Origin of the sequence: Streptomyces sp. Z26, from assembly GCF_003665095.1 — a bacterium.
GTDB classification, from domain to species: Bacteria; Actinomycetota; Actinomycetes; order Streptomycetales; family Streptomycetaceae; genus Streptomyces; species Streptomyces phytohabitans.
This window is the reverse complement of record NZ_RCHV01000002.1, coordinates 5,416,475-5,442,952: the sequence shown is the minus strand read 5'-3', so window position 1 is coordinate 5,442,952 and position 26,478 is coordinate 5,416,475. Positions and strand designations below refer to the sequence as shown.

Below are 26,478 nucleotides of genomic sequence, written 5' to 3'. Positions count from 1 at the left end.
CGCCTCGTGGGCTCATTGTGGCGCACGCGCGAACGGGCGTACGGGTCCCGGGTCGTCACGACGCCCCGGAGCGCGCGCCCGGCCGGGGGCCGGGAAGTGGAGTCCCCGGCTCAGGCCGTGATCAGAGTTTCGCCTGCGGCTGCCCCTCGGACCACTGCCACCGAGGTTCCTCAGCGGGCCTTCGCTCCGAAGGGGCGGAGGAACCGGCTGGGCTCGCCGTTCCAGGAGATGGTGAGTGCGTCCCTCGCCCTGGTGGCCGCGACGAACAGCAGGGAGCGGGCCCGCTGGAGTTCGCGCCGGTGGCGCAGCCGGTCCGTCCGTTCCCAGGCGTCCACGGCCGTGCGGGGGACGAGGCCCTCCGAGACACCGGCGATGATCATACGCCGGAACTCCAGGCCCTTGAAGAGGTACATGGTGCCCACGTGCACCCCCTCAGCTCCCCGCACTCCGTCACCCGTGATCTTGGTGGACGTGATGCCGCGGCGACTCAACCGCGCCATCACCTCGTCGACCTTCTCGTTGGTGGGCACGCAGACCGCGACGGACTCCCGCGGGACGTCGTGCCACGCCTGCACCTGCTCCACGACGAGGTCGAGCTCCTGGTCCCAGCTGTCCGCGCTCCGCAGCGAGGGGCGTGCACCGTGCAGTACGGACCGGTATCCGGCGAGGTCTTCGGTGCTGCCGTCGAGGTCGTCGAACTCGGTGCCCTCCAGGATTCCGATCGCCGTGCCCAGGATCTCGCGTGTGGTGCGGTAGCTGAGCGTCAGTTTCGACGAGCGCCCCCGGATGTTGACACCCAGGCTTCCGAGGGTGACCTGGTTGTCGTAGATCCTCTGGTGCGTGTCACCGACGAGGAAGAGGTCGTCGGGCTCCTGGGGCACCATGGCCCGCAGCATCTTCCAGTGGGCGGGTCCGAGATCCTGTGCCTCGTCCACGATGATGTGCCGGTACCGGTGACGCAGCCACGCTCCGGTTCCCGATTCCACGTGGATGTTGCCCGGCCCGCCTCGCTCCTCGTCCTGACGGCGGCGTTCCTCGATCTTGTGCTGGCGGGCGATCTCCAACTGGGCCGCCCGCTCGGCCACTTGCCGGTGGGTCTCCAGCTTCTTGCCGTCGAGCCGCTGGGCGAAACGCTCGGCGAGCTGCCAGATCTCGGCCCGCTCGGGACGTGTGACGCTGCGGCCCCGTCCCGCACGCCGGGCCCGGAAGTACTCGACGCGTGACACTACGGCCTGGCCGAGAATGACCTGGTTCCACTCGTCGCTGAGGAACTCGGCGTCCCATCGGCTCTCACCTGTCTCCACGAGCAGCTGCCGCCACTCGCGGAGTGCCTGGGTGTCGTCGATCCTCCGTTTCGGATTCCCTGGATCGGCCTCGCTCACCACACGCTGCGCCAGCCGGTCGACATGGAGGATGTCGACGCGCGCGAGTGTCTGCGGCCCACCGAGCGACAGAAGGCGGGAGCGCAGGTCGGCCGCGAGGTTCTTGTTGAAGGTGGTGAGGAGAACCGGCTTGGTGTGGCCGGCGGGCAGCTGATCGACGAGGTGTTTCACCCGGTGCAGGGCGACGATCGTCTTTCCCGTCCCGGGGCCACCGCTCACACGTGCGGGCCCGGAGCACCTGCGCCGCACCAACTTTTCCTGAGTGGGGTGCAGGAAGACCTTCCACCGGCCGAAGTCGCCCTCTTCAAGGATGCTCCGCAGCGACTCGTCATCGGTGATCACCACGGCCTGCGAGCGGTCCGCTGCCGTCCGCCAGTCCTCGACGGTGTCACGCTCCGGGGCTCCCCCGGGCTCAAGCGCGACCGGTGCGGTGACCTCCCGCATGACCTGCTCGTACGGGACACCGTCACGCAGCCGCAACAGCACCTCTCCCGTGTGCCGTGGGGCGTACTCGGCGAGGCCCAGCAGCTCGTCGTCCGTGGTGAGTTTGAGGACGACCGGGATCAGCGGCTCGGCAACGCCCAGGCCGGCCAGTTGCTCCGGCGTGTACGCGGCGAACAGCGGTGCGTCCAGGACAGGCCGCGGAGCGGCGTCGACGGTGGTACCGGCACGCCGGGCGGCCCCCTCGGGGCCCAGTACGTCCTCCTCCACCACTTGGAGGTCGACGTACTCGATCGCGCCCGTGATCTGGTTGATGCCGTACGCGAACCGGTCGAGGTTGCGGTGGACGTGGCCGCGGTGTTTGACGGAGACCAGCAACCAGTCGTTGCCACCGAGCCGCACCAGCAGCGCCCGGTACTCGCGGTTGACCCGCGCAGACCACAGCCGCTCGTGCCCCTTGAGCTGTTTGAGATCGAAACCCGGCGCATCGGGGTTCTTCCGGAACTCGTGCTGGAACTTGTAGACCGCGCCGACTATCGCCCGGTCCAGTTTGACGATTTCCTTGTCCGCCTTGTCGAGCAGACGGAGGGTCGCGCCCGCGGTCGGTGCGCCGGTGCTGGTCATCGGTCCTGCTCCTCGTCGTTCACGGCCGGGAAGCCGTCTGTCTCGGCCGACCGGCTCAGCGTGGCCGCGAGTTCCCGCGCGTCCCATTCCACCGCCGTCCGTACGGTCCACCCCGCCGCCGCGTAGGCGCGGTCACGGTCCCGCGCCTCGGCAACGGAGGCTTCTTCGTTCTCCTCGGGGGCGAGGACGACACCGACCCGTTGGGCGGGCCAGGCCAGTTCGGCGGGCCATGCGGCGTCGCCGAGCTCGTAACCGGCTTCGGGGGCGGGGGCCCCGACCCGCACCAGTCCGTCGACGAGGCCGGCGAGGCCGGGTTCCTCCACGAGGTACGCGAGGACCTCGTCCCAGGCGGGATCGCCCTCAGCTTCCGTCTCCGGCTCCGACACCGAGGGCAACGGCTCCTCCACCGGCCGTACTTGGGCCTCCGCGGCTTCGGCGCCGGACTCGCCCGTCCCGGACCGCCCATTCCGCTTCGACTCCAGCCAGCCCACCCCGCCCGTCACTGCCAGCTCGGACGGATCGAAGCCGGGCAGTTGGCTGGTCGCCAGCTGGACCCCGTCGCCCTCGCCCTCGTTCAGGAATTGCAGCAGGTTGGTCCAGTACAACCAGCCCTGCCAACGTCTGCGATGGGCGTTCTGGTCCTGTTCCAGCGCTTCCGGGCTGTCGTCGAGCACGGCCAGCCCGGTCCACACCGCGCCTGCCTGCCCACCGCGCAGATCGAGGGCGACCGTCAGCGGGCAGCCGCTGCCGTCCCGAGTGGCCATCACCTGTACGGCACCCTTGCCGCCCGCGAGCCTCTTGCCCTCCAGCGCCTCGGCGATCCGGTGCCCGACCTCGGGTCCGTCCGCGAGGGCCCGGCTGGTCGCGGAGACCGCGGCGAAGCCCGCCAGCGCGCTCTGGGCACGCCGCCGCCACACCTCGGCATCAGGGGTGGTCAGGTAGCCGATGAGCGTCTCCACCGGATTCGTCCACACGAAGCGGTGCAGGTCGCGCGGATCGTCTCCGTGCAGACGCCGGTGGATGTCCGACGCGGTCTTCTGCGCCGTGTGCTGATAGGGCACCCACACCGGATCGGCGGAGGGCTTCGCCTCCCCGGCCCAGGCGCGCACGTCGTCCCAGGTCAGCTGGAACACCTGCCAGCCGTGTCCGCTGCGCAGCCGGGTGCGCTTGTCCGCGTCGGACGCGATCCTGTTGTGGCTGGGGCTCGCGTGGTAACGGTAGCCGTCGAGGTAGACCGCCACCCGCTTGCGGTCGTCGTCCAGGCTGCGGAAGACCACGTCGGGCACGGTGAAACCCAGGTCGGTCTGCGTCTCCATGCGCCAGCCGCTGACCTCGCCGCCGGGAGCTGTGAACCGCAGCGTCGTGTCGCGCTCGCCGTCGGGCGTCTGCGCGGTGCGCACGCTCACGTTGTCCACGTCTTCGGCCCACGCGAAGAGCCCCCGGCGGAACAGTGCTTCCAGCTCGCTCTCGACCTGCTGGACGAGGCTGATGTCCGCTGTCGTCCCGGCCTGTTCGACGTTCCAGGCGTCACCGGTGCGGCCCAGGAGCTCCCCGAGCATGTCGAGGGCGTGTGCCCGCGAGACCAGTTCGTGCTCACTGTTGCTGACGTGCCGCAGCAGACAGCGGTGGCAGGCGGGGCGGTCCTCGCCGACGCAGGGGCACTGCTCGATGACCTCACGGGCCCGCGTCAGCACCTCCCGCAACCCGTCGCGTCCCGCGAGCCGTTGGAGGTAGCCGGTACCGCCGGGCAGGGAGTCGTACAGCACCAGGAAGTGTCTGCGTACGTCGCTGCCGGGCTCGGGCATCGCGTCGGTGACCACGGCCAGGTGGTCGGGGTCGCCGCCGTAGCTCCGGGCGATACCCGCCAGGAGCAGGGCCTTGAAGGAGGCCAGGCGCTCCTCGGTGTGGGCGGTGACCGCGGGGATGAGGATGCGCAACGCCTCGCTGCGCAGTTCGTGGGCGAGCAGCAGTTTCACGCCCTGCTGTACGGCCGTCTCCCCGGCTCCGTCGCGCAGCTGCGGGCACCAGGGGCGGTGGTACTTCGAGGCGCTCGGGGCGCCGAAAGCGTGCCGCTGTCCGTTGTGCGCGGCGGCGGGCCCTCCGTCCGCGTCGGCCGAGCCGCAGGCGTCGCAGACCCAGAAGGGGTTGAGCCGGACCCGGCGCCCCGCGAAGGTGTCCTCCGCACCGGTGTCCAGGCGGGAGGCACCCACGTTGATGTGCCGGATCACCGCGTGCCGTGTGAACTCCCAGCCGAAGGTGGCCTGGCAGTGTCTCCAGGCCTCCTCGACGCATTCCCGCGCGATATCCACGGCGGGAACGACGGTGTAGTGGCGCTGCTCCCGCTCGTCGGTGTCGTCGCGTACGCGGACGTCGTCGCGCTGGTCGCGGGCCATCACACGGTGGGGCACGAGTACCTTGTGCAGGCAGCCGACGTCGCCGATGGCCGGGGACTGGCAGCGCGGGCACACCGTGGAGTCCTGCCGTGCCTGCTGGGTGCGGACGTACCCGCAGTCGGGGCAGACGCGCCACCACAGCCACGCCGGCCGCTTCGGACTGCCGATGTCGAGCCCGGTGATGCGGTGCTTGTAGCCCTGTACGTAGTAGTGGTTGCCGGGGGCGAAGTCGGCCAGGGCCAGGCGTGCCGAACGCTCGTACCTGAGCACCTTGCTGTGGTGCTCGAGCTTGTCGCCCGCATCGCCCTGAGCGGTCTCCCGCCAGACGAGGGTGGCCTCCAGCTCGGTGACCGAGTCGACGAGGCTGTAGTTGGGGAGCAGCCCGAGGTCCACGAGCGCGCCGTGCGCGGTGCTGCGGCTGATCTCGCCCGCGTACCGCGACACCGCCCGGCGTTCGGCCCGCAGTTCCCTTCGCTGCCGGTCGTGGTCCGGGTCACCGGCCACCAGGGCTTCCAGGGCCTCGTCGATCGAGCCGATCCGGCGTTGCATCTCGCCGCGCCGGTCCTCCCACTGGGCTCGGGCATCGGCCAGGGCTTCGGCGAGTCCGCCGGTCGCGTACGCGCGCAGCTCCTCCGCCGCCTGCGGGCTGACGCCGGTGCCTCGCGCCTCGTCGTACGGAGGGAAGAGCAGCAGGAACGCCTCGACGAGACGGGGACCCGCGGCAAGTGCCGCCTGCTGGAACTCCGGCAGCCACGCCGAGGGCCCGAACAGCTCGGTGGCCCTGCTGGGGAGCGGGCCGGGGGCCGCTGTGTCCTCCGGCCCGCCCGGGGCGGACGGCCCGGGCAGACGTCCGGCGCCGGCCAGGTCCAGGAGGTGTGCGAGGTACTGGCGGCGCAGGATCTCGCTCGCGGAGAGGAAGCAGCCGGGCGGCTGGATGTCCCCGGCGATCATCTGCCGGGGGTCGTCGAGGTAGTAGCGGTCCCGAGGACCCCGGTCGACCATGGTCAGCAGGTAGGCGTTGCCCGTGGCACGGCCGGCCCGGCCCACCCGCTGCACGTAGTTGGCGGGGCGCTTGGGCAGGGAGGCGAGCACCACCGCCGAGAGGTCACCGATGTCGATGCCCAGTTCCAGCGTGGGAGTGCAGGAGAGAACCTGCGGGTTGGCGTAGTGGGCCTGTACTCCGGCGCGGAACGCCTTCTCGACCGCTTCGCGCCTGGGACGGGTGAGGGTGCCCGTGTGCTCCGCGGTGTTGATGGTGAAGACGCCCGCTTCGCGGTACAACCGCCGGTAGAAGTCCCGGGTGAAGTCCCGCCGCCGGACGCCGCTCTCCAGGTCCTGACCGGTGCGCAGCAGGCCACCGCAGCGGTAGCGGGGGCACGGCTGTCCGTGCCACTGGTCGGCCAGGGCGGGGTGGACGGTCTGTTCCCATGAGCAGACCGGGCAGTGCGCCGAGGCGTCCGCCACCTCGTCGTCGGCCAGCTTGCGCACCCGTACGTGGCCGGGCTGGAGGCCGTAGACGCGGGTCGTCCCGTCCTTGGTCGTACGGGCGGACAGCACACCCGCGTCGACGAGTGCGGGCAGCAGCCGAACGAGGAAGGCGTTGGCGGCGTCGGGGCGTAGGCCGAGACTCCGCCGCGTCCAGTCCTGGTACCAGCCCAGGCGACCGGTGACCACGTCGAAGTCGTCGCTGCCCTGCTTGGGACTGCCGAGCAGGAACGCCGGGGCGGACACCCCGGGCGGGAACGCGGGCATCCCGGTCTTACGCCCGCCCCAGACGAGCCAGCGCCGCACGCCGGCCTCGTTCAGCCAGCCGTCGAGCCAGGCGTGCCGGATGGCGCCACGGGTGCGCAGCCGCTCCAACAGGCCGCGTACGTGCCCGGTCCAGCGGTCCGGGCCCGGTACGGAGCCGTCGGGCAACGCGATGTCCCCGGGAGTGGTGTGCAGGAGTTCCCGTACGATCTCGGCGACCGCGTCCGGGTCCTGGAGCGGGACGTCCGCCGCTATGGTGCGCGTCAGCTCCAGGGTGCGGCCCCGGCGGGACCTCAGCCCGAACTCCATGACCGCCGCGAAGGCGAGGCGCTGAGCGATGAGTTCCCAGGTCGACCGGGAACCGTGGCTGCGCCCGGACAGCAGGGTGTCGACACCGCGCACGACGTGCAGGTCGGGTGGGATCACCGCGGCCTGGACGGCCTTGCTGTCCACGACGTCCTCGATGAGGTCCGCGGCCAGGTCGTTGAGCGCCACCGGCTCCTGTTCGTCGATGCGGCTGGCGAGAAGGGCGCGCAGGGAGAAGGTGTACGAGCGGTTGGCGACGTATCCGGCGCGGTGGGCCGCGTCCTGCACTGAGTCGTTGAACAGGAGGGTCTTGTCCTCCCGCAGGTTCTTGTCGAGTTCGCCACCCGTGAACAGCTGGGTGATGGCGGCGGCTGCGAGTGCGGCGAGGCCCGTACCGAGGTAGCGGATGGCGTTGTACGTGCGGCAGGCCGGGCACTGGTCGCCGCGTGCCGCCCGGTCGTCGCCGAGGTCCGCCCAGACGAACGCCGCGTCGTGCAACGGCCTGGCCAGGCTCGGGCCCTCACCGCCGTGCGGAGGCTCGAAGTCCGTCTCGCGCGAGAGCGGGCGAACGCGTCCGGTGAGCCCGTCGAGCACCATGACGGTCGGTCCGCTGCGCTGCTTCTCGGACACGAACGCCGCGTCGTACGCCTGCCGCGGGGTCGCCGCGATCATGTTGCGGACCCGGCTCTTGTCACGGCCGACGGACGCCCGGCGGATCTTCGTGGCGTCCATGTTCAGCTCCGCCGGGTCCACCTCCGGGGAGAGCGCCGCCCAGCCTGACCGGCCGCACTCGCGGCAGAAGACGGCGGGCAGGAACATCTGCGGGGGCGGGGGCGCGCTGTCGCCCGCCGGGGCGGGCGGGGCCTGGTCTACGTCAGCAGCAGGAGAGTCGTCCTCACCACCCCCGCTCGTACGAGCGACCAGTCGGCCTCCCGCGGCGACCCGTTCGTCGTCCCAGCGGAACTCGGCCCTCGCCGCGCTGACGCCCCGCAGCACCCGGGAGACGGAGCGCACCCAGTGGTGCACCTCGACCATCAGGAAAGGGCGGGTGGGGTGTTCGGGGTCGCGGGCCGTCGAGAGGAGGGCGACGTAGCGCGCGAGGGCCTGGACGGCGACAGCCGGGTTCTGCTGAACGGCCATACCCCAGTGGTAGGCGTAGCGCGGCAGGACCTCCATGACCTCGGCCATGGTGCGCGGCCGGCCGTCGAGGATCTCCAGTACGGCAGCGGTCAGCCGGTGGCGGCGAAGCTGCCTGCCGAGCTGCGCCGCGTCCAGGCCCGTACGGCCGGTGAAGGCGGCGGCCAGTTGGTCGAGGGCCTGCGGGCCGCTGCTCGGGTCGTCGAGGTCCGCCACCTCGTGAGGAGAGGGGAAGGGCAGCCTGAAGTCGCTGTCGCCAGCGAAGTCCTGGACGCTGCGCCGCTCCTCCCCCACCACGGCGTCCGGCTCGAAGGGCACGCCGAACACCTGCTCCGCCACGTCCAGCATCGACCCGCCCGCCACGCCCGGAGCGCTCTCGCCGAGGGTCGCCGAGGTGGCGACCGGGCAGACCGGGCCGAGTGGCCGTCCCGGTTCGCTCAGCCCGGTGACCGCGCCGAGCCGACGCAGCAGCATCGCCACGTCCGTACCCTGGGCGCCGTCGTAGGTGTGGAACTCGTCGAGGACGACGTAGGCGAGCGCGGACCCGCCCGGCTCCTGCCACAGCCGCTGGTCCTCGGGCCGCTGGAGCATCAGGTCCAGCATCTTGTAGTTGGTGATCAGGATGTCGGGCCGGGTACGCCGGATCTCGTCCCGGTCGACCGCTACGCGCGGGTTGGCCTGCTTAAACTCCTTGGACGCCTTGTCCCCGATGTAGAGCCCGGCCCGTACGCCGGCGTCCCGCAGCCGGGCGTCCCGGGGGTTACCGAGGTGGTCGTTGATGCGGTGGGCCTGATCGGTGGCGAGCGCGTTCATCGGGTAGAGGAGGACGGCCTTGACGCCTTCCCGCCCCGCTTCGCGCTCCCGGCGGCAGTGGTCGAGGACCGGTACGAGGAACGACTCGGTCTTGCCCGATCCGGTGCCCGTGGTCACCAGTGTCGGTCGGGCGGGGCCGTGCAGCGTGGAAAGCCGTTCCCAGGCCCGCTCTTGGTGGCGGTAGGGGGTGAAACCCTTGGTCCGCGGCCACCAGGTGAGGTGCCGCTGCCAGTCGTCGCCCACGACCGGGCGGAAGGGCGTACGGATGCGCAGGTACGGGCCGCGGAAGATGCCGTCGTCCGCGTCTCCGAGGAACCGTTCGAGGGCGCCGCGGGTGCTCTCGTCGGCCAGGGCGTACGTCGTCGACAGGTACTGGCTCAGGCTGTCGCGTACCTGCTCGGCGGCGAGGGTGGGTCGCACGCGGAGTCCTCCTGGTGATCTGTTCGCGGGCACCCGTCAGGGGCCGGGCCTTACGTTAGTCGCCGCTCATGACTGTGCGCGGCCCCGGTCAGACGCCGAGCTTGCGTCCCACGTAGGCGATACGCAGGGTCCGCTGTTCGTGCAGCAGCCGGAAGTGCATGCGTCCGGGCGTCGGCAGGAAGTCACAGTGCCAGTCGAAAAGTTGCCGCGTGCCGTCGTCGTCGGTGAACCAGCAGAGTCGCCTGCGCATCTCGAACTCGGTGCGCACGTAGGACCTCCATTGCGGCGCGATCGGGCGCGCCTGCGGGTCCCACTCGGCCACGGCCTGCTGCAGCTCCACCAGGCGGTCGCGTACGGGCCGCGCCCATACGTCCGGCAGCTGCCGAAGGTCCTGCTCGACGCGCGGCAGGAATTGCAGGTCGGGGAAGTACTCAGCCCGGTGCTTCCAAAGGTCCTCACCGCGGCGTACCGCCCTGAGGCCGCCTGCGCGGACCGCTTCGACGCGCTGTCTGATCCAGGGCCCGTGCGTCTCGCAGTGCGCTGAGGTCGACAGGTGCCGTACCCCTACCTCGGCGGTTTCGACGGTTTCCGCACCGTCCGCGTCCTCGACCAGACGCTCGCGCTCCACCTGCACCTCGTCGGTGTCCCAGCAGGGCTCGACCGGTAAGGAGACCCCGAGGCCGTCCATCAGGTGCGCGGCCCCGAGCCCTTCGGCCGTCTCGCCCCGGTGCCGGTACTCGACGTCGTAGAAGCCCTCCCCCTCGGGGAAGACCACGCGGTGCGGCGACTTGGTCTGCATCAGGAGCAGCCGCCGCCATAAGTCCCTGCTCGCCGGCCTGCCCGACCACTTGGCCATCGGGTAACCAACCGCGATGTTCAGCGCGTTGAGCGGCTCTTTGCTGACCAGCTGGGTGTTCGCCGTGTCGGCGCGGCCCACCGCGAGTACGGCCTTCGCCAGCTCCGTCATGGCCCGCTCCGCGCGTGCCGGGTCGCAGTCGGTGTCGCAGGACAGCTCGTTCAGGAACAGCAGCGGCACATTTCCCCCTCGGTGATGTCGTACGCGCCCATCGACCGGCCCCCGGCCCGCGTGTCAGGTCAGCAGCTCGTCGAGCGTGTTCTCCAGCTCGTCGAAGAAGCCTTCCGGCCACTGGTCGAGGAGCCCGTCGCGGTCGACGCGGGGGCTGGCCACCTCGCTGCCCGTGGGGCCGCCCCGGAAGTAGTGGAGGACGGCGGCCTCCGGCGCCAGCACCCCGCGCTTGACGGCCAGCCGTACGCCATTGAGCACATGGTCGCTGTGCGTCTCGACGACCAGTTGTGCGCCCTGCGCCGCCGCCCCCGCGATAAGGGCCGCCATCCGCGTCTGACCGCGCGGGTGCAGGTGTGCCTCAGGGTTCTCCAGGAGGACCAGCGAGCCGGGTCGCGCCGTCAGGCAGGCCACGACGATCGGCAGGGCGTACGTGAGGCCGAAGCCGACGTTCGTGGGCCGCCGCCTGGCGCCGCTCGGACCGTCGAAGCCGTACGAGAGGCGCACCGAGTCCGTGCTCTCGATGACCACGGCCTGGAGGTCCACCCCCGGGCACAGCTCCCCCATCCACGCTGCCGCCTGGTCGAGCAGCCGCGGCGACTGGGCTCGCGGGTGACGCAGCGGCCCGTCGGGAACCTTGTCTTTGTCCCCGACGCGGTGATACAGGAAGTTGACGGTGTGCTGCCCACGCACGCCGAGGAAGCCACGTCCGATGGCCGCGTGGTGGTCGCGCGGATAGAACTCGGCGGGCGAGATGCGGTCGGCGTGCAGGTACTGAAAGCCAGCGGTGAGGTATGCGGGGGCGACGGCGGCGGCACCGGTGGGGGCCTTCCCGGCGTCGCTGATCAGCGCGACGTCCACGCGGGTCAGTGGCAGCAGGTTCTGCTCCGGCGCGTAAGCGACAGTCCAGGAGTAGCGGTGCATGCCTTCGCTCACCGCAAGGGTGATCTCCGGTTCGTCGCCGGTGAAGTCCTCGTGCAGGGCGTCGTGGCCGGTCCCCAGGGAGACAAGTTCACCGTTGAGCAGGAAGCCGGTGTCGCTGGCGGTGGCGTCTCCCGATCCGGCCTCCTCGACCAGGTCCCGTACGTCGTCCAGGACGTTGGCCGTGTACGACTGCTGGAGCAGCCCGAGCGCCTGGAGGACACTGCTCTTGCCGGAGGAGTTGAGGCCGGTCAGCAGGGTGAGCGGCCCGAGGGGCAGGTCGAGGTGCTGGAACGCCTTGAAGTTCGTCAGCGTCAGCTGGTCAATCACTGTCCACGACCCCCCGGAAGAGCTTCTTCATCTCGTCGAACCTCGTGCGCACCTTCTTCGTGTCGCCCGTGGCGACGGAGATGGCACGATCGAACTCCCACTCCTCCATCAGCTTGAAGAAGCCAGCGAGCACGTCGTCACGGGACGTTACCAGCGCCACACGCTCGCGGTCGTCCAGGGTGGCGAGGTTGACCGCCACGGTCTCGAACAGGGCTTTGTTGATGGGTGACTTGGCCTTGCCGCCGCGCCATTTCCGGAAGGCGTACGGGCCGAACAGCTCCGTCGCGCACCGCATCGCCCGCTGGAACTCCACCTTCACCTCCTTCCGCCGCTCCGGACTCAGCCGGTTCACCACGTGCATGGTGTCGATGAGGAACTGATCGAAGTCCCGCTGGGAGTGCTCGGCCGGGTCGCTCAGCCGGAACGCCAGGAAGCGCAGCACCATCTCGCGGTCGGCCATCCGCTCGTTGGAGATGCTGTTGCCGGTGGCCTCGCCGAAGGCGTGGTCCTCGGCGAGGTCGGCGAGGTAGTCCCGCACCTCACCGCCGACCAGCGCGTGCCGGATCTCCTGCGGTTTGAGCGGCATCCCTCCGGTGTTGATGCGCGCGAAGACGTTGAACTTCACGGCCTCGGGGGTGCCTTGCTGGATGATGTGCACGACGAGCTGGGTCTCGCGCAGCCTGATCTTCAGCCGCCCGCTCAGGTCCTGGTAGCGGTCGCCGTGGAAGTCCCGGAGGTAGTCGAGCCCGCACAGCCGCAGCGGCGGCAGCTCCACGGTGCCGGGCTCCATGAACCGGGCGATCGCCGTCAGGCGCTGGATGCCGTCGACCACGGCCCAGTTGTCGTCGTCGTCCTGCGCCATGTGGAAGGACGAGATGGGAATGCGCAGCAGCAGCGATTCGATGAGGCGGCTCTGCTGTACGTCGGTCCAGATGCCGGCCCGGCGCTGGAAGTCGGGCGCGAGGTCGATCATTCCCTCCCGCAACCGGGAGAGGAGGAGGTCGACGGTGGTCGTCTGCGTCTCGATCTTGATGTTCTCGGGACGGAAGGGCGCGGAGATCTCGCCCGGGTCGTGGGCCTCGCTCTCCTCGTCGTTGAACGTTTCCAACTCCACCCCGGTCGGCAGCCCGTCGTCCCCGACCTCCACGGGCCCGTGGAGCGACGGGAAGAGCCCGGCTTGCAGCTGCTCGGTGTCCTCCGGCGGGAACTGGTAGCGCCGGTACCCCACGACCCGCCCGCGTCCGGACGCACGCCCGCTGCCACTGTCCTCTAACCCTGCCATGGCTCCCCGTCACACTCGCCGGTGCGAAGGCTCGGCCGGTCCGCCGCCGATGATCTCCGCTGTGGTCCACGGCCAGCCTATAGACGGTGAGCGGGTCCGTCAGCGCGAAAGATCCAGCTCGGCACGGACCGTCTTGCCGACGGGTGAACGGTCGAGTACGGCCCACCGGTCGGACAGTGCCTCGACCAGCAGCAGGCCCCGGCCACCGACCACTCCGGGCGGCGGGTCGGTGAGGGTGCCGGGCGCGGCGGGGCGGCGTTCGCCGAGCGGGTCCGAGACGTCGATGCGGAGGGTGGACGCGTGGAGGCTGAGCCGCACCTCGAAGTCGCGGCCGGGTACGCGGCCGTGGGTGACGGCGTTCGCGGCCAGTTCGGCGACGAGCAGCGCGGCGGTGTCCGAGGCGTCGGAGCCGTACGGGATGCCCCAGAGGTGCAACCGGTACAGCGCGAGGTGCCGGGCCAGGCGGGCGCCTCGCGGGGTGGAGCTGAAGCGCTGCGCGAACACACATACGGTAACCGGCGCTTGCCGGGCTGGACTTGGCGTCATGGCACCGAATCTGGCCGCCCACGGGCCCTGCGTGCCAGGTCAGCGACTAGCACTCTGCGTGAGAGTACGAGTACGAGGAGTGGACAGGGTGGGCGACCGACCGTGACCATGACGGGGTCGGAAGCGGTTGGCGGGGCAGGCACGGGGGTCTCCCTGCCCGGACGGAGTTGAAGGCTCGGGGAAGGGAGGTGTCCCGCATGACGGACGGTACGGACGGTACGGGCAGCGCGGAAGGTACGGGCGGGACGGGCGGGTCAGCGGGGGGCGGTGAACCGGAGGTCTCGGACAGCCTCAGGACGTTCGGCGAGGTGTTCAAGGCGTTCCGCAGACGGGCTGGGCTGACGCAGGAGGAGTTCGCCGAACGGGTCCCGTACTCGGTCCAGACGATCGCCAAGATCGAACAGGGCCGCCGCTTCCCGCAGCCGGACTTCGTGGAACGCGCGGAGGAGGTACTGGACGCGTTCGGCGCGCTGAAGGGCGCGGCACGGCACCTCTCGCGGCAACCGGGGCTGGCCAGCTGGTTCCGTCAGTGGGCGCGGCTTGAGGCGGAGGCGGTGAGCCTCTACACGTACGAATGCCGGGTGCTGCCGGGCCTGCTGCAGACGGAGGCGTACGCGCGCACGCTGTTCGTGAACCAACTGCCGCCGCTGAGCGACGAGCAGATCGAGGCCCAGTGGGTGGCGAGGCGGGAACGGCAACGGCTCCTGCGGGAGCGACCGAACACGTCGTTCAGCTTCATCCTGGAGGAGCACCTGTTCCTCCGGCGTACGGGCGGGGTCGAAGTGACGCGGGAGCTGATCGACCACGTGCTGGAGCTGGCACAGTTGCGCAACGTGGAGGTGCAGGTGATGCCCTTGGTGCGAACCGCGCATGCTGGCATGGCTGGACCGATGCAGCTCCTGGAGACGTCCGCGCCACGATGGTTCGCCTACAACGAAGCCCAGCGTGGAGGCCTGTTCATCACCGACTCGAAGGAGATCAGCGTCCTCCAGAGGAGGTATGCCAGGATGCGTTCGCAGGCTCTGGGTCTGGAAGACTCCCTGAACCTGTTGCAGGAGATGCGAGGAGCCTCATGAACACGGAACTGGCCTGGTTCAAAAGCAGTTACAGCAGCAGCGGCGACGGCGACTGCGTAGAGGTGGCGACCTGTCCCACTACCGTCCACGTGCGGGACTCCAAGCTGGAGCGGAGCCCACAGCTCGCCATAACCTCCGAGAGGTGGCAGAGCTTCCTCACCTACGCGATCCAACACTGACCCTCGCAACACGCACGAGCCCCCCCCGCACGGACACACTCCCGTGCGGGGGCGCCTGCTTACGCCTGAGCCTTACGCAACCTCTCCTCGAAGACAGCGTGCGCGGCACGCATTTCTTCTTCGCGATTGGCCTTGTAGAAGGGCGCGGTGTAACCCTCGGGAGGCTCAGCTCGCTCGCCCTCCAGGTAAGCGAGGAACTGCTCGTAATCCTGCTTGGTCTGGCCGAAGCCGTACGTGTGGCGGTTGCCTGCGATCTTGCGCTCGTTGGCATCGAACCAGGTGACTACATCGAAGTCCTGCATGATCGGGAAACGGGACTTGTACATGGCCACCAACGCGTCGGCGCTGACACCCAACCACACCGCCACGAGCGCGTCGATCTCAACGAGAGCAGCCCGACGTGCACGCTCGGTACGCAGCGGAGTTTCGCGGTTCCACCGAGGCGAGACGTCATGCAGGGGTCGGACGTCCGACCAGTCATGGGCCCAGGTTTCGTAGGCGGGCCACGTAAGGTCGTACAGCTCTTCCCAGAGTTCCGCGTAAGCATTCGTCAGACAGTTAAGACGAAGAGTCCGCAAGAGGAGAGCCGATGCCAGCGGGTGATCCACTTCCGGCATTGGCAGCCGCTTGGAGGGAGTCACGTCCAAGTGGCGGATGCGCGTCGTACGCAAAAGGTAGTCCAGAGGGATACCCGACCAAAAGCCAGCAGCCAAAGTCGTCGTCCGATTGTCGACTACATGAGCGCTGCGGACCGCATGAATATGTGAGGCACCGGGAGGCACGAGTGCTGTGTAGAAACTGCGCTCAGTGTCAGGAGCGATGAACTCGCGCCACGCGACCCGGTAGAACTCCGTGTACGGCCGCTCCAACCGCCGCAGGAGCTGTCCCTCCACCTCCTCCGTCGTGACCTCTCCGGGCGTAACCTTTCGCACATCGGCCACCACGGCACGCGCCCGCGCCACCTCGCGGTCCGAGGCCCGCAGCTCCTCCAGGGTCCGGTGATCACTCCACACGTCCTGAGCGGCGCGGTAGGCAGCGGGCTTCGCCACGTACACGTACTCGGACTCGGGTACGGCGTCGTCCGCGAGCGTCAGCGGGTTGAGTCCCAAGACCTCTCCGGCGCCCTGGCTCGGCTGTTTGAACATCGGGTTTGCCAAACCGAGTTGGGGGCCCTTGAGGATCACCTTGGACCAGTCGGCCGGTTGGTGCACGGCACCGGTCGCATCGGGCACGTTGTAGTCGATGAGATCGGCCGCCTTGGCGCCGCTCTCGTGGTAACCGCTGCTGATCTGCGGCTCGTAGTCCCCGAGCCGGAGCGAGTAGTCCGCCAGCGCCTCGATCGCCTGTGCCTCTGCGGTACTCACCGGCGAGAGCAACCGGCCCTGTCGCACGGGCTGCCCCTCGTCACCCGTCAACCGTTGCCACCGCTCCAGCGTCTCCTCGTCCACGCGGACGATCCGCTTGCGGTGCGGGCGCTCGTCCCAACTTCCGGCGTAGCGGACGCCGGGGTCAGGTGCTGTGCCGTCATCCTGAGCCGAGAGTCGTAGCGCGTCCACAGAGACAAGCCATGACAGGTGGTCGAAGCCGATCTCGCCTGCCCGCCCATAGATGTGCACACCGAAATGAGCGGCGTGCCCCACGGGTGGGGGGAAGAAGCGATTGCCCTGATTGACGAAGTCACCATGGATGCGGAGGCGGGTGTACGCAGCTTCGCGCAGTCGTCCCTCACGGTCCCCGCTGAAATGTGAACCGGGGTGGACAAGTCCGACAGCCCCCGCCTCCGTCATGTGCTCCCACGTCCGGCACATGAACGCCCGATACAGGTCCGGCTGGGTCCCCCGCAGCAACGGGTACAGCAGGCCGGAGCCGAGCATGGCCCCCGTACCGCTGTGTGCAGCCAGCTCGTTCAGCAGGTATCGGCGAACGGGCTCCGCCGTCATCAGCTCATCAAGGCGCCGCGTCCGCTCCAGCTTCGTCGGCTTCTCCTTGAGCATGAACCACGGCTCGTACTCGGCGAGCAGCGAGTTCTCCTCCCAACGGGGCCGTACCCAGGGCGGGTTGCCCACCTGGAGGTCGAAGCCGCCGTGCTCCCCCCGGAAGATGTGGGCGAAGTGCAGCTCCCAGTGGAAGAAACCGTGCCCGTCCTCCGTCTTTATGTCGCGATCGTTCGTGCCCGCGATCTCCTCGACCATGTGCAGCCACGGGAAGCGTTCCGTCAGCTTGAACGGCGAGTCCATGCCCAGGACGCCGTCGAGGCTGCGTTCGTACGCCTCCAGCAGCGGCAGCGCCTCGTCCACGGGGAGGTCGTCCAGGCCGTCCAGGAACGAACCGGCGTCCGCGTCCTTCGTGCCGAGGGTCAGTTCCAGGAACTCCAGCCAGTCCGCGAAGGCCTTCAGCGGGATGACCGAACGCCGCTTGTCCTCGGTGATGCGGGCTGTGCGGCCCGTGGCATTCTTCTTCTTGGTCCTCAGACCCGCGTCGTCGTCCTCGCCATCCCCCAGCTCGCCCTGCTCGCCGTCCGGATCACCGAACAACCCGGCGGCCCGCCAGACGACGTCACCCGGCGCGGGCCCGCTCGGGGCGGCGGCGGCCTCCGGTACGGCCGTCACCGGACCGCCCGCCGACTCGTACCGCTCAGCCGTCCCGTCCAGCAGTCCCACCTGGTCCAGCGGCCAGAACCACAGCGCGCACCAGGCGTCCATGACCGTCTTCAGCCGCCAGTACGGCGTACCGGCCGCCGTCAGGTCGTCCAGGACGCGCTGCTTGTCCGCTGCCTCCTTCGCCGGTTCCAGCCAGTCCGCTTCCCATACGTCGATCCGGCGGGAGACCTTGCGTTCGGAGAGTTCGAGGCGTTTGGCGACCAGGCTCCACAGGAACTCCGCGCGGCGGGCCACCGCCTGCAACCGGCCCAGTTCGGTCCCGGGCGCCGCCTTCGCCGAATTCCTGACCCACTTGTCGTAGCGCGCCTGCCGCTTCTCGTGCGGTTCGCCCGCCTTCTCCTTGAACGGATTCGGCCCCTTGGGCGCCTTCTGCACCTTCCGGCGCCACCGGCCGAGAGCGGTCGCCTGCTCCTCCGCGAGCTTCTTCGCCTCCGACTCCCCCGCCACCGCGCCCCAGCCGAGCGCGGGGAGGAGGAAGTGGTGCACGGCGCCCGTGGGCAACGCGCCGTCCCGGAAGGGGAGTTCGGTGGGCGCCAGCGGGGTGGTGCGCGACAGCCACTGGCCGTGCGGCAGCGCGTCCGCGCCGTACACCTTGCGGCCCGCGCCGATCAGCGAGTTGCCGCGCCGCAGGTGCAGGCCGAACCAGGGGGCGCGCATGCCGGGGTGCATGGAGTTGAGCCACAGGGAGACCTCGGCCAGCTCCACGGCGGTGGCGTTGAGGTCCACGCCGTACGCGTTGTGCAGGGCGACGTACGCCTTGGCCTTCTGGAGTTCGACGGGCCGCGCCTCCGGGTCGATACGGCGGCCCACCTCCCGTTCCCTGCGCCTCAGGTACTCCGCCGCCACCTGGTCGATGGCCTCGTTGAGGAACGCGCCCGAGCCCAGCGCCGGTTCGCAGATCTTCCAGCCGAGCAGCTCCCGCGCCGAAGTGGTGCTGCCGTCCTGGTCGAGGCGGCGCTTGAGCGCCAGCTCCACCGTCACCTCGGTCAGCGACTTCGGCGTGTAGTACGAGGCGGAGGTCTGCCGGTCGCGGCCCGCCAGGCGGTACACGAACGAGCCCCTGGGGTGGACGACGCGCTGCGGGCGGCCGGTCTCCTCGTGGGGGCGCTCGACGAACACCTCCTCCGGGTAGTCCTGGACCCGCTTGGCGGGGATCATCCAGCTGCCGCCGGACGCGTCACCGCCCTTGGCCACCTCGTACAGGTCCTCCTCCGCGATGAAGCCGGAGTAGGACATCAACCCCTCGTAGACCGCGCCCAGTTGGTTGATGCCGAGCTGGGCGTACGAGATGAAGCCGCCGCGCTCGCGGCCCTTGCCCCTGGTGAGCATCAGTCGGCGCAGCACCTTGTGCAGCGTCTCGTTGCGCAGCCGGGTGTCCACGAACTCCGGCAGCTCCGCGCCCTCCTCGTACGCGGGGTTCTCCACCTGGCCGTCCGAGATGAGGCGCACCGCGTCGTCCTTGAACAGGTCGGAGCGCAGCGGCTCGAAGCGCAGGCCGACATCGGCGCTGCGAGCAGCCGCCTTGCGGGCACGGTCGGCCTCACGGACCCGCTCCGTGTGCTCGTCACGGGTGATGGCACCGGAGGTGAGCAGATCGGCGGCCACCCGCTCGGCCTCGGTCGCCGCGCGGTCGGCGGCCTCGGCCTCCAGGTCCTCGGGCTCGCTGCCGTACTCCCGGTGCCCCTTCTGGACCTGCCGGAAGAGCAGGTCCAGGGACTCGTACAGATGGAAGCCGCGCCGGGACCGCTCGCCCACCAGGTCGCGGACGACGAGATCGCCGAGGCGCTGGAGGCCGTAGCCGCGGGTGTACTCGGGGTCGTCGGACGGCAGGATGCCGAGCGCCGGCTGGGCCTCGGCGTACAGCAGGAACAGGATGCGGTAGAGGTAGCGCAGCGACTGGCGGGCGAGTTCCTTGGCGAGGCGGGCCGGTTCGTCGAGCTGCTCCGGGGCGACGCCCTGCTCGCGCAGGCGGGCCAGCACCTCGTTGGCGATCCACTCCACGGACAGGCGCAGGCCCTCGCGCAGTTCGGTGGACACACCGACCGCGTGCTTGCCGGACCTCTCGACGAAACCGGCGAGCGGGGCGGTGCCGCCCTCCTCGGGCACCCGCAGGGAGTCCGCGCCGAACAGGGCGGCCACCGTGTCGAGTTCACCGCCGTTGCGCACGTCGCGCCGGTTGAGCGCCGCGTCCAGACCGACGGCGAGGTAACGGCCCTCGTGCCAGGCGAGACGGTCCGCGAGGACGACGGCACCACCGGCCAGGATCAGGACGTAGCGCGGCGGCTCGTCGCACTCCAAGAGGAAGTCGACCAGGGCCTTGGCGTCGGTGAGCCGGGCCGACGCCTCCAGCGTGACCGGGTGCAGCAGGCGTCCCGCGCCGTCCGGGTCGAGCGCCGCGTCCGGCTCGTCGGTCCAGCCGCAGGGGACGGCGACCAGACCGGGCTCGGCGTGCAGCACCCGGACCGGATGCTCGTGGCCCGAACGGTGGACGGTGACGGTCTGCTCGTGGGCGTCGGCGAAGCCGAGCGCGCGCAGCGTGGCCACATGCAGCCCGGTCAGGCGCTCCACCCAGTCGGCGGGAACCGGCGCGTCCGGGACGGTGAGGGCCTCCGCGTCCCGGGCGAAGTCCGCGCGGGAGGCGAACCAGGGGCCGTGCAGCGCCCGCAGCGTCTCGCGGGGCGTACGGGCGCGTGGCGGGACGGTCGCCGGATCGCGCCCGTCGGCTTTCGCCTCGGTGACGGCCGCGGCGTGGGCGCGCCGCTCCCGCTCCTCGGCCGCGGCCCAGCGGGTGAGGAGGCCGTCCTTCGCCTTGAGGTCCTTGGGCAGGACTTCGGCGAGGTAGTGCGCCGAGAGGTAGTCGCCGTGGTTGACCAGCGAGTCGTACGTCACGTCAGTTCTCCGCCGGGTCGAAGGCGTGGCCGGGAGCGTCCGGGCCGTAAGCGGTGTCCGGGGCGGGCCTGTCCAGGACCGCGAGCACGCGCAGCAGGGGACGCCCGGTGGTCTGCAACTGGTCGAGGAGGTCGGCCTGGTCACCCGCGGTCTTCTCGACCTGCCGCTTGCGCCGGACGCTCTCACCGGGCAGCGAGTCCAGCGACTCCTGGCGCCAGTCCGACAAGCGCTCGCGGTACTCGGCGAGCGGGCCGCTGATCCGGCTCGCCCACTCCACCTCGGACGACTCCAGGTGCTCGCGGGCCCGCGCCACCGCAGCGGGCACCAACGACTGGAGGTGTCCGAGATCGCGCGGATCGCCGGTACGGGCAAGGTCCGGTCCGACCTTCGCGGCGCGCAGCGCGTCGGTCATCTCCCCTACCGGAACGGCGGGATCGGCGCTGACGGCCATCCACCGCAGGACGGTGGGGCGGCCGAGTGCGTTGGAGCAGACCCCCTGGATCAGGAAGGTGGGGTGCACCACGTACGGGGAGGTGATCACCGGCGCCTCCTGCCGCCCGAACTGCACCAACACCTTGTCGGTGAGCCACTCCACCACCGGGTGGATGTCGCTCACGTAGGAGACAGCTGGCCAGATGCTGTCCGTGGCCTCGCGGGCCTTGACCAGCTCGTCCTGGGCAAGGCTACGGTCGAAGGAGAGGACCATACGCTTGCCCAGGACCTTCTCCTTGAGGTACGAGGGCGGCAGGGCCTTGAGGCGGCGCAGCAGGTCCGGGGCCGTTTCCGGGGAGAGCGAGAAGGACCGCCGGTGTTTGGCGTCCTCGCTGTGGGAGAGACCGATGACGTCCTCAGCCCGGTCCTCGTACAGCTCGTCCAGTGCCGCGCCGACGAAAGCCGCCGTATCACCGTCGAACAACGAGGGCACCTCGGCACGGGCCGGCAGCTCCTCCTCCGTGATGGTGTCGACCTGACCGAACAACCCCGCCAGGTCGGCGTCGCCCGCGGCGGGTGCGGAAGCGAGGAAGCCTTCGACCGTACCGCCTTCCATCAACTCCCTGATGAGGCGCCGTTCCTCCTCGTCGGCGCGGTAGAAGCCCGTCTCCGCCTCCGCCGTGCCGCTCAGCTTGTGGGCCTCCTCCTCACGGACGAGAAGCTTCTCGGCAACGGTCCGGTCGTCCTTGGCCCCCGGCTGGGCGGAAGTGAGGATCAATGCCCTGAACTGCGGCTCCCGCCGCTGTCCGTACCGGTCGATACGGCCGTTGCGCTGCTCGATACGGATCAGCGACCACGGGATGTCGTAGTGGATCAGGTGGTGGCACTCGCGGTGCAGGTTGACGCCCTCAGAGGCGACGTCACCGGCGAAGAGCAGCCGCACCGGGGCGCCTGCGAGGCTGAACTCCTCGCGGATCACGCGCTGCTGCTCCTCGGCGATCCCGCCGTGCATGACCCGTACGGCCTGGTGGACGCCGTCCTTGTCAGCGGTGAAACCGAGGCGCGCCGGGACCTTCGCGGCCAGCCACTTGAGAGTCTCGACGCGCTCGGAGAAGACCACCGCGCGCGTGCCGCTGCGCGGCCCGACCCCGATCTGCTCCAACTGCTCCACGAGGGCGTCCAGCTTGGTGGATTCCCCCGGCGCGCTGCCGTCTCCCATCGATGCCACGAGTTCACGGAGCCGGGACAGGGCAGCCTGTTCGGCGTCGATCGCCGGGGCGGGCCGCTGTCCGTCGGCCTCCGCCTTGCCAACCCGTTTGCCCAGAGCGGTCACCCGCCTGTCGACCAGCGCCCGCAGCGCCACATGGGAGGAGAGGAACGTCTTGAGGACGTTGTACGCGAAGAGCGGGTCCGTACTGACCGAGGTCCGCTCCTGGTCCGCCGTACCGAACTCGGCGCTGCCGGAGGGCTCGGGCAGCCAGTGCCCGGCAAGCTCCGCGAAGATCTTCTCCTCGGCCTCGTTGGCCGCACACCGCAGCGACCGGGTGGGGCCGCGGTCCGCCCACTCCTCGCCAATGCCGTTGCGGACCTCGGGGCTGATCTTCGTACGCCTGATGAAGAGGTGCCCGAGATCGCCCGCCGGGTCGTAGTGATCGCGGTCGGCGATGGCGGCGGGGTCGAGCAACGAAACCAGGTCGGCGAAGGAACGCTTGTCGCCGTTGTGCGGGGTGGCGCTGGCCAACAGCAGGGCGTCGGTGCGCGGGGTGAGCGTCTCGGCCAGGGCGCGGCGCTGACTGCCCTGGTTGATGAGGTTGTGGGACTCGTCGATGACGACCGCGTCCCACTGGATGCGCTCCAGATGGTGCCGGTACTGGCCGATGTTCTTGAGCGTGTCGACGGAGATGATGACGCGCTTGTAGTGGGTGAACGGGTTGCGACCGGCGGGGATCTCGCGCTGGATGCGCTGGATGCCCAGCGAGTCGAGCCGTACCAGCGGGATCGAGAACCGCGTCCACAGCTCGTGCTGAAACTGCTCCAGGACGCTCTGCGGGGTCACGACGAGGATGCGCTCGCCCCGGCCCCGGCGAATCAACTCGGCCAGAGTGAGGCCGATTTCCAGGGTCTTACCGAGGCCGACGACATCGGCGATGAGGATACGGGGGCGGAGATTGCGCATCGACAGCGCCAGTTCGGCGGGGCGTTGCTGGTATGGGAGCGGATCGAGAAGGAAACGGTCGGCAAGGGCCAGGCCCCGCTCGGTCTGCGGCAGGGGCGTCTTGCGTAGAACGGCCTCGAGGAAGAGGCGCCCGCGTCTGAAGTAGGAGGAGGAGTCAGGCACCAGACGCGTCATCTCCGGTTCCAGGAGCTGGACGGTGTCGATGCCCGTGAAGAAGACGGCCTCCTCGTCCCGCACGAACTCCGAGACACCGGTGGCTTCGATGCGGTCCCCGTCATGGGCGGTTCTGCGCGCGGCCCTGACCAGCCACTCCTCATCCCGGACGAGGATCTGGGCCCCGGGCGGGAACCGCGTCTGCCCCTGCTCTGCCACCCGTGGTCACTCCATCGTTCAGGCCGGGAAAGCGGCGTGATCAGTGAACCCCGAGTGTGTCACGGGGCGTTTACGGGCCGGGCCGGAATCCGACCACAGGGCCCTACCGTGGGAACGTCGGCGTGCCTCAGAAGCGCGCGTCGCTCGCGTAGGCGACCCGCAGGTCCTCGGCGATCCGCAGCGGCGCCGACAGCCGGACACCTGGCGGCACGGAAGCACTCGACCCCGGTTCGTCCGATGGGACTGTCTCGTCAGCGGGCCCACTCTCGACATGGGGCAGCCCATCGCCGGACGACGAGGAAACCCTCGGCCCCGGCAGGACCTCGTCCACCTCCTGCGCAGCGACATCCGCCAGCGTCGGGGTGTAACCGGGTCTGCTCTCAGCGGCCTCGACATATGCGGGCGGCGGCGGTGCCTCGGGCAGCGCGACTCCGGGCGCCCTCGCGGTGAGGCGACGCTTGGCCTGCACGGCGGTCAACCCCTGGTCAGCCATGACGCAGACGAGTTGCTCGATGACCTCCGGAAGCTTCGGCCGGTCGGCGACGTCCAGGGCGAGCATCCGGGTCAGGAGCGGCTTCAACTGGGGTGGTACATCGCTCAGATCCGGCGGGACAGCCGGGTTTTCGATCTTCAGGGCGACGGCCTGCCAGTTCGGGCCGGCGTACGGGTAGTGCCCCGTGACCGCGTACAGGAGGACCGCTCCCAACGCGTAGACGTCCGCCGGTCGCTCCAAATGGTGTTCACCGCGAGCCTGCTCCGGCGGCATGCACAGCACGGAACCCACCACCACACCAGTGGCGGTCAGCGTCGAGCGCCGCTCGGCCAACACCGCCAGACCGAAGTCGATCACCTTGGGGCCGGAGGGAGCGAGCAGGACGTTCTGCGGCTTGAGGTCTCGGTGGAGCAACCCCGCCTCGTGCACGGTGCCCAGGCCCTCGGCGAGAAGCGCCCCGAGACTCGCAGCCTCCGCGAGCGGCAACGGTCCGTGCTCGGTGACGTGGGCGAAGAGATCGGGGCCGTGCACGAACTCGACGGCCAGCCACGGTAGTTCCGCGCCGGCGTCGGCGGCGACGAAGGACGCGATGAACGGTCCGTACACCGTCTTGAGACTGTCCACTTCGAGCAGGAACCGGGCCCTGCTGTCCTCGTCGAGCACCGACGGCTTGATCACCTTCACCGCGACCAGGAGGCCAGCCGGAGACTCGCCGAGGTAGACCTGGCCCATACCTCCGGCGCCCAGCCGACAGACGAGCGTGTACGCGCCAACGATCCGCGGGTCGTCGTCCCTCAGTGGGTCCACGATGTGCGGGCCTTCCTAGTCGCCTGTTCTCCGTCGCCTCCGGAGTGTATCGACGGCTCTCGCCTCGGAGCTCTTCGCTCGCCACCTACGGCTCTGGGCCTGTCCGGCGTCCGCGAAGGGTGTTTCCGAAACTGCACCGTCGCCAGCGCGGAAAGCTTGAATCGTGCGACTCCGGCCTCCCGAACGACGCGAAGACCCCGGAGCCGGTCATGTGGTTCCCGCCAGTTCGGCACGAAGCCGTCTTCGTGGAAGTCGACGTTTCACAGACGCCAGGCGACCACCTCCCCGTTACGTGAGATCGCCCAGCGCCGGCCACAGCGATACCGGACCATCCGCCAGAGGTCAGCGAAGAAACGTCGCGGCCCGCGTCCGCCCGTCGCGCGCTCCTCCCCGCAATTCCGCGTTCCCATCCCTCACGACCGGCCCGCGTATGGTCCCCGGGGTTGGCATCTCGGCGTCGCCGCCCGGCCGGGGGCCGGGAACGGTGCCACACTCGACGGCATGGCGGACTCGGAGCGGGAGCCGGAACGGGGACCGGAGACGGAGCGGGGACCGGAGACGGAGCGGCAGCGCGCGCGGCGGCTGGAGCGGACCATCCTGGACCTGCTGGAACGCCGCGCCGACACGTCCTCGATCTGCCCGTCCGACGCCGCCCGCGCGGCCCACGACGGTGCCGACGAGGGCTGGCGCGACCTGATGGGACCGGTCCGCCGCGCGGCCTGGCGCCTGGCCGCGGCGGGGAAGGTCGAGGTGACGCAGGGCGGGCGCCCGGTCACCGAGGCCGAGGCGCGCGGCCCGATCCGCGTGCGCCGTCCCCGTACGTAGCGCCGCGCCGGGGACCCCCGTACGGACGGCCGGTGTCCGTCAGTCCAGGGGTGCGGGGCCCGTGCTGCCGCGCGGGACGAGTTCCACCGGCAGGACCACGTGCCGCTCCCGGTGCGCGGCGGGGTCGTGGATCACGCCGTGCGCGAGCTTCGCCGCCTCCTCGCCGAGTCGGCGGGCCGGTTGCGCCATCGTGGACAGGTCCCAGGGCTCGGCCATCGCGTGGCCGTCGAAGCCGAGGATCGACATCCGCCGCGGCACGGGGACGTTGACGCCGCGGAGGACCGTCAGCAGCCGGAACGCGATGTCGTCGGTCTCCGCGAAGATCGCCGTGGGGGGCTCCGCGAGGCTCAACAGCCGCCCCACCGCCGCCTCCAGGCTCGGTCCCTCCCAGTGGGCGACCTGGCGGACGAGTGCGTCGTCCCGGTCGATGCCCGCCTCGGCCAGGGCCGCGCGGTGCCCGTCGAGCCGGGCCCGGCTGCTCCAGGCGAAGCCGGAGGCGTCCGCCGGTTCCAGGTAGGCGATGCGCCGGTGACCGAGGTTGAGCAGGTAGCGCGTGCCGCGGTGGGCCGCCTCAACGTCGTCGACGTAGACGCCCGCCCGGCCCCGCTCGTGCTGGCTGACGAAGACCAGCGGCACCCCGAGGTCGTCCAGGCGGGCGCGTTCGGCGGGGGACAGCGCGAAGCTGACGACGAGGAGGGCGTCGGCGTTGCGGCGGACCGGGAGCCGGTCGAAGAACCGGGCGCGCTGCTCGGCGGTGGTGACGCTGTAGACCAGCATGTCCAGGCCGACGGCGGTGAGCGCGGGGGCCAGGCCCGCGAGCGCGGCGCCCAGGAACCACGAGTCGAGGTTGGGCACGAGCACGGCGACCCGCCCCGTACGTCCCGTGACCAGGCTGGACGCGCTGCGCGAGATCGCGAACGACAGCTCCTCCGCCGCCTTCTCCACCCGCGCCCGGGTCGCCGGGGACACCGTCGACAGACCGCGCAGGGTGCGGGAGACGGTCGAGGGCGAGACCCCGGCCCGCTGGGCGACGTCCGCCAACGTGGCGCCCCTGACAGCGTTTTCCTCGGCCATGCGCGGGACGTTAACACAGCAATCACCGCACTACGACCGAGGGATGACAACCCTGTCATCGCAGTCCACTCCCGTACCGAAGCGTCCGCGACCATTGACACCCTCTCCTGGCCGTCCCTACCGTGCT

Annotated in this window: 13 protein-coding genes; 3 read left to right on the top strand and 10 right to left on the bottom strand. The window is 70.3% G+C overall.

Annotated features, from left to right (window positions below):
- Positions 1–170: 170 nt before the first annotated feature.
- The 6 genes from D7M15_RS23565 to D7M15_RS23540 all read right to left on the bottom strand — a co-directional run bounded on the left by D7M15_RS23565 (position 171) and on the right by D7M15_RS23540 (position 13,368).
- On the bottom strand, positions 171–2,447 hold the full coding sequence (locus D7M15_RS23565; protein WP_121519336.1) for a UvrD-helicase domain-containing protein: 2,277 nt from the start codon (positions 2,445–2,447) through the stop codon (positions 171–173).
- Complete coding sequence (locus tag D7M15_RS23560; protein WP_121519335.1) at positions 2,444–9,265, bottom strand: DEAD/DEAH box helicase; 6,822 nt, start codon at positions 9,263–9,265, stop codon at positions 2,444–2,446. The genes D7M15_RS23565 and D7M15_RS23560 overlap by 4 nt, the downstream gene beginning before the upstream one ends.
- 88 nt (positions 9,266–9,353) lie before the next feature.
- Positions 9,354–10,301 (bottom strand): hypothetical protein, encoded by a 948-nt coding sequence (locus tag D7M15_RS23555; RefSeq protein ID WP_121519334.1) that lies wholly within the window; start codon positions 10,299–10,301, stop codon positions 9,354–9,356.
- Between the two features lie 54 nt (positions 10,302–10,355).
- Positions 10,356–11,540 (bottom strand): DUF3696 domain-containing protein, encoded by a 1,185-nt coding sequence (locus tag D7M15_RS23550; protein WP_121519333.1) that lies wholly within the window; start codon positions 11,538–11,540, stop codon positions 10,356–10,358.
- Positions 11,533–12,822: a DUF262 domain-containing protein gene (locus D7M15_RS23545; RefSeq protein ID WP_121519332.1), complete on the bottom strand. Its 1,290-nt coding sequence runs from the start codon at positions 12,820–12,822 to the stop codon at positions 11,533–11,535. The genes D7M15_RS23550 and D7M15_RS23545 overlap by 8 nt, the downstream gene beginning before the upstream one ends.
- Before the next feature lie 99 nt (positions 12,823–12,921).
- A complete protein-coding gene (locus D7M15_RS23540) occupies positions 12,922–13,368 on the bottom strand; it encodes an ATP-binding protein (RefSeq protein ID WP_121519331.1) in 447 nt (148 codons plus the stop codon).
- A gap of 197 nt (positions 13,369–13,565) precedes the next feature.
- On the opposite strand from D7M15_RS23540, the gene D7M15_RS23535 reads away from it, so the two are divergent.
- Both D7M15_RS23535 and D7M15_RS23530 read left to right on the top strand, forming a co-directional pair.
- The gene (locus D7M15_RS23535) at positions 13,566–14,444 is read left to right on the top strand and encodes a helix-turn-helix transcriptional regulator (RefSeq protein WP_121519330.1); all 879 of its coding nucleotides are present in this window, start codon (positions 13,566–13,568) and stop codon (positions 14,442–14,444) included.
- Complete coding sequence (locus tag D7M15_RS23530) at positions 14,441–14,623, top strand: DUF397 domain-containing protein (RefSeq protein ID WP_121519329.1); 183 nt, start codon at positions 14,441–14,443, stop codon at positions 14,621–14,623. Before D7M15_RS23535 ends, D7M15_RS23530 begins: the two co-directional genes overlap by 4 nt.
- Positions 14,624–14,682: 59 nt before the next feature.
- Here D7M15_RS23530 and D7M15_RS23525 read toward each other — a convergent pair whose 3' ends face one another.
- The 3 genes from D7M15_RS23525 to D7M15_RS23515 all read right to left on the bottom strand — a co-directional run bounded on the left by D7M15_RS23525 (position 14,683) and on the right by D7M15_RS23515 (position 24,452).
- Complete coding sequence (locus tag D7M15_RS23525) at positions 14,683–20,172, bottom strand: DNA methyltransferase (RefSeq protein WP_121519328.1); 5,490 nt, start codon at positions 20,170–20,172, stop codon at positions 14,683–14,685.
- A 1-nt stretch (position 20,173) separates the two neighbouring features.
- On the bottom strand, positions 20,174–23,152 hold the full coding sequence (locus D7M15_RS23520) for an SNF2-related protein (protein WP_121519327.1): 2,979 nt from the start codon (positions 23,150–23,152) through the stop codon (positions 20,174–20,176).
- 127 nt (positions 23,153–23,279) lie between these two features.
- The gene (locus D7M15_RS23515) at positions 23,280–24,452 is read right to left on the bottom strand and encodes a serine/threonine-protein kinase (RefSeq protein ID WP_121519326.1); all 1,173 of its coding nucleotides are present in this window, start codon (positions 24,450–24,452) and stop codon (positions 23,280–23,282) included.
- Positions 24,453–24,953: 501 nt separating this feature from the next.
- On the opposite strand from D7M15_RS23515, the gene D7M15_RS23510 reads away from it, so the two are divergent.
- Positions 24,954–25,277 (top strand): DUF3253 domain-containing protein, encoded by a 324-nt coding sequence (locus D7M15_RS23510; protein ID WP_121519325.1) that lies wholly within the window; start codon positions 24,954–24,956, stop codon positions 25,275–25,277.
- Positions 25,278–25,316: 39 nt separating this feature from the next.
- Here D7M15_RS23510 and D7M15_RS23505 read toward each other — a convergent pair whose 3' ends face one another.
- Positions 25,317–26,351: a LacI family DNA-binding transcriptional regulator gene (locus D7M15_RS23505; RefSeq protein ID WP_240649441.1), complete on the bottom strand. Its 1,035-nt coding sequence runs from the start codon at positions 26,349–26,351 to the stop codon at positions 25,317–25,319.
- Positions 26,352–26,478: the final 127 nt, after the last annotated feature.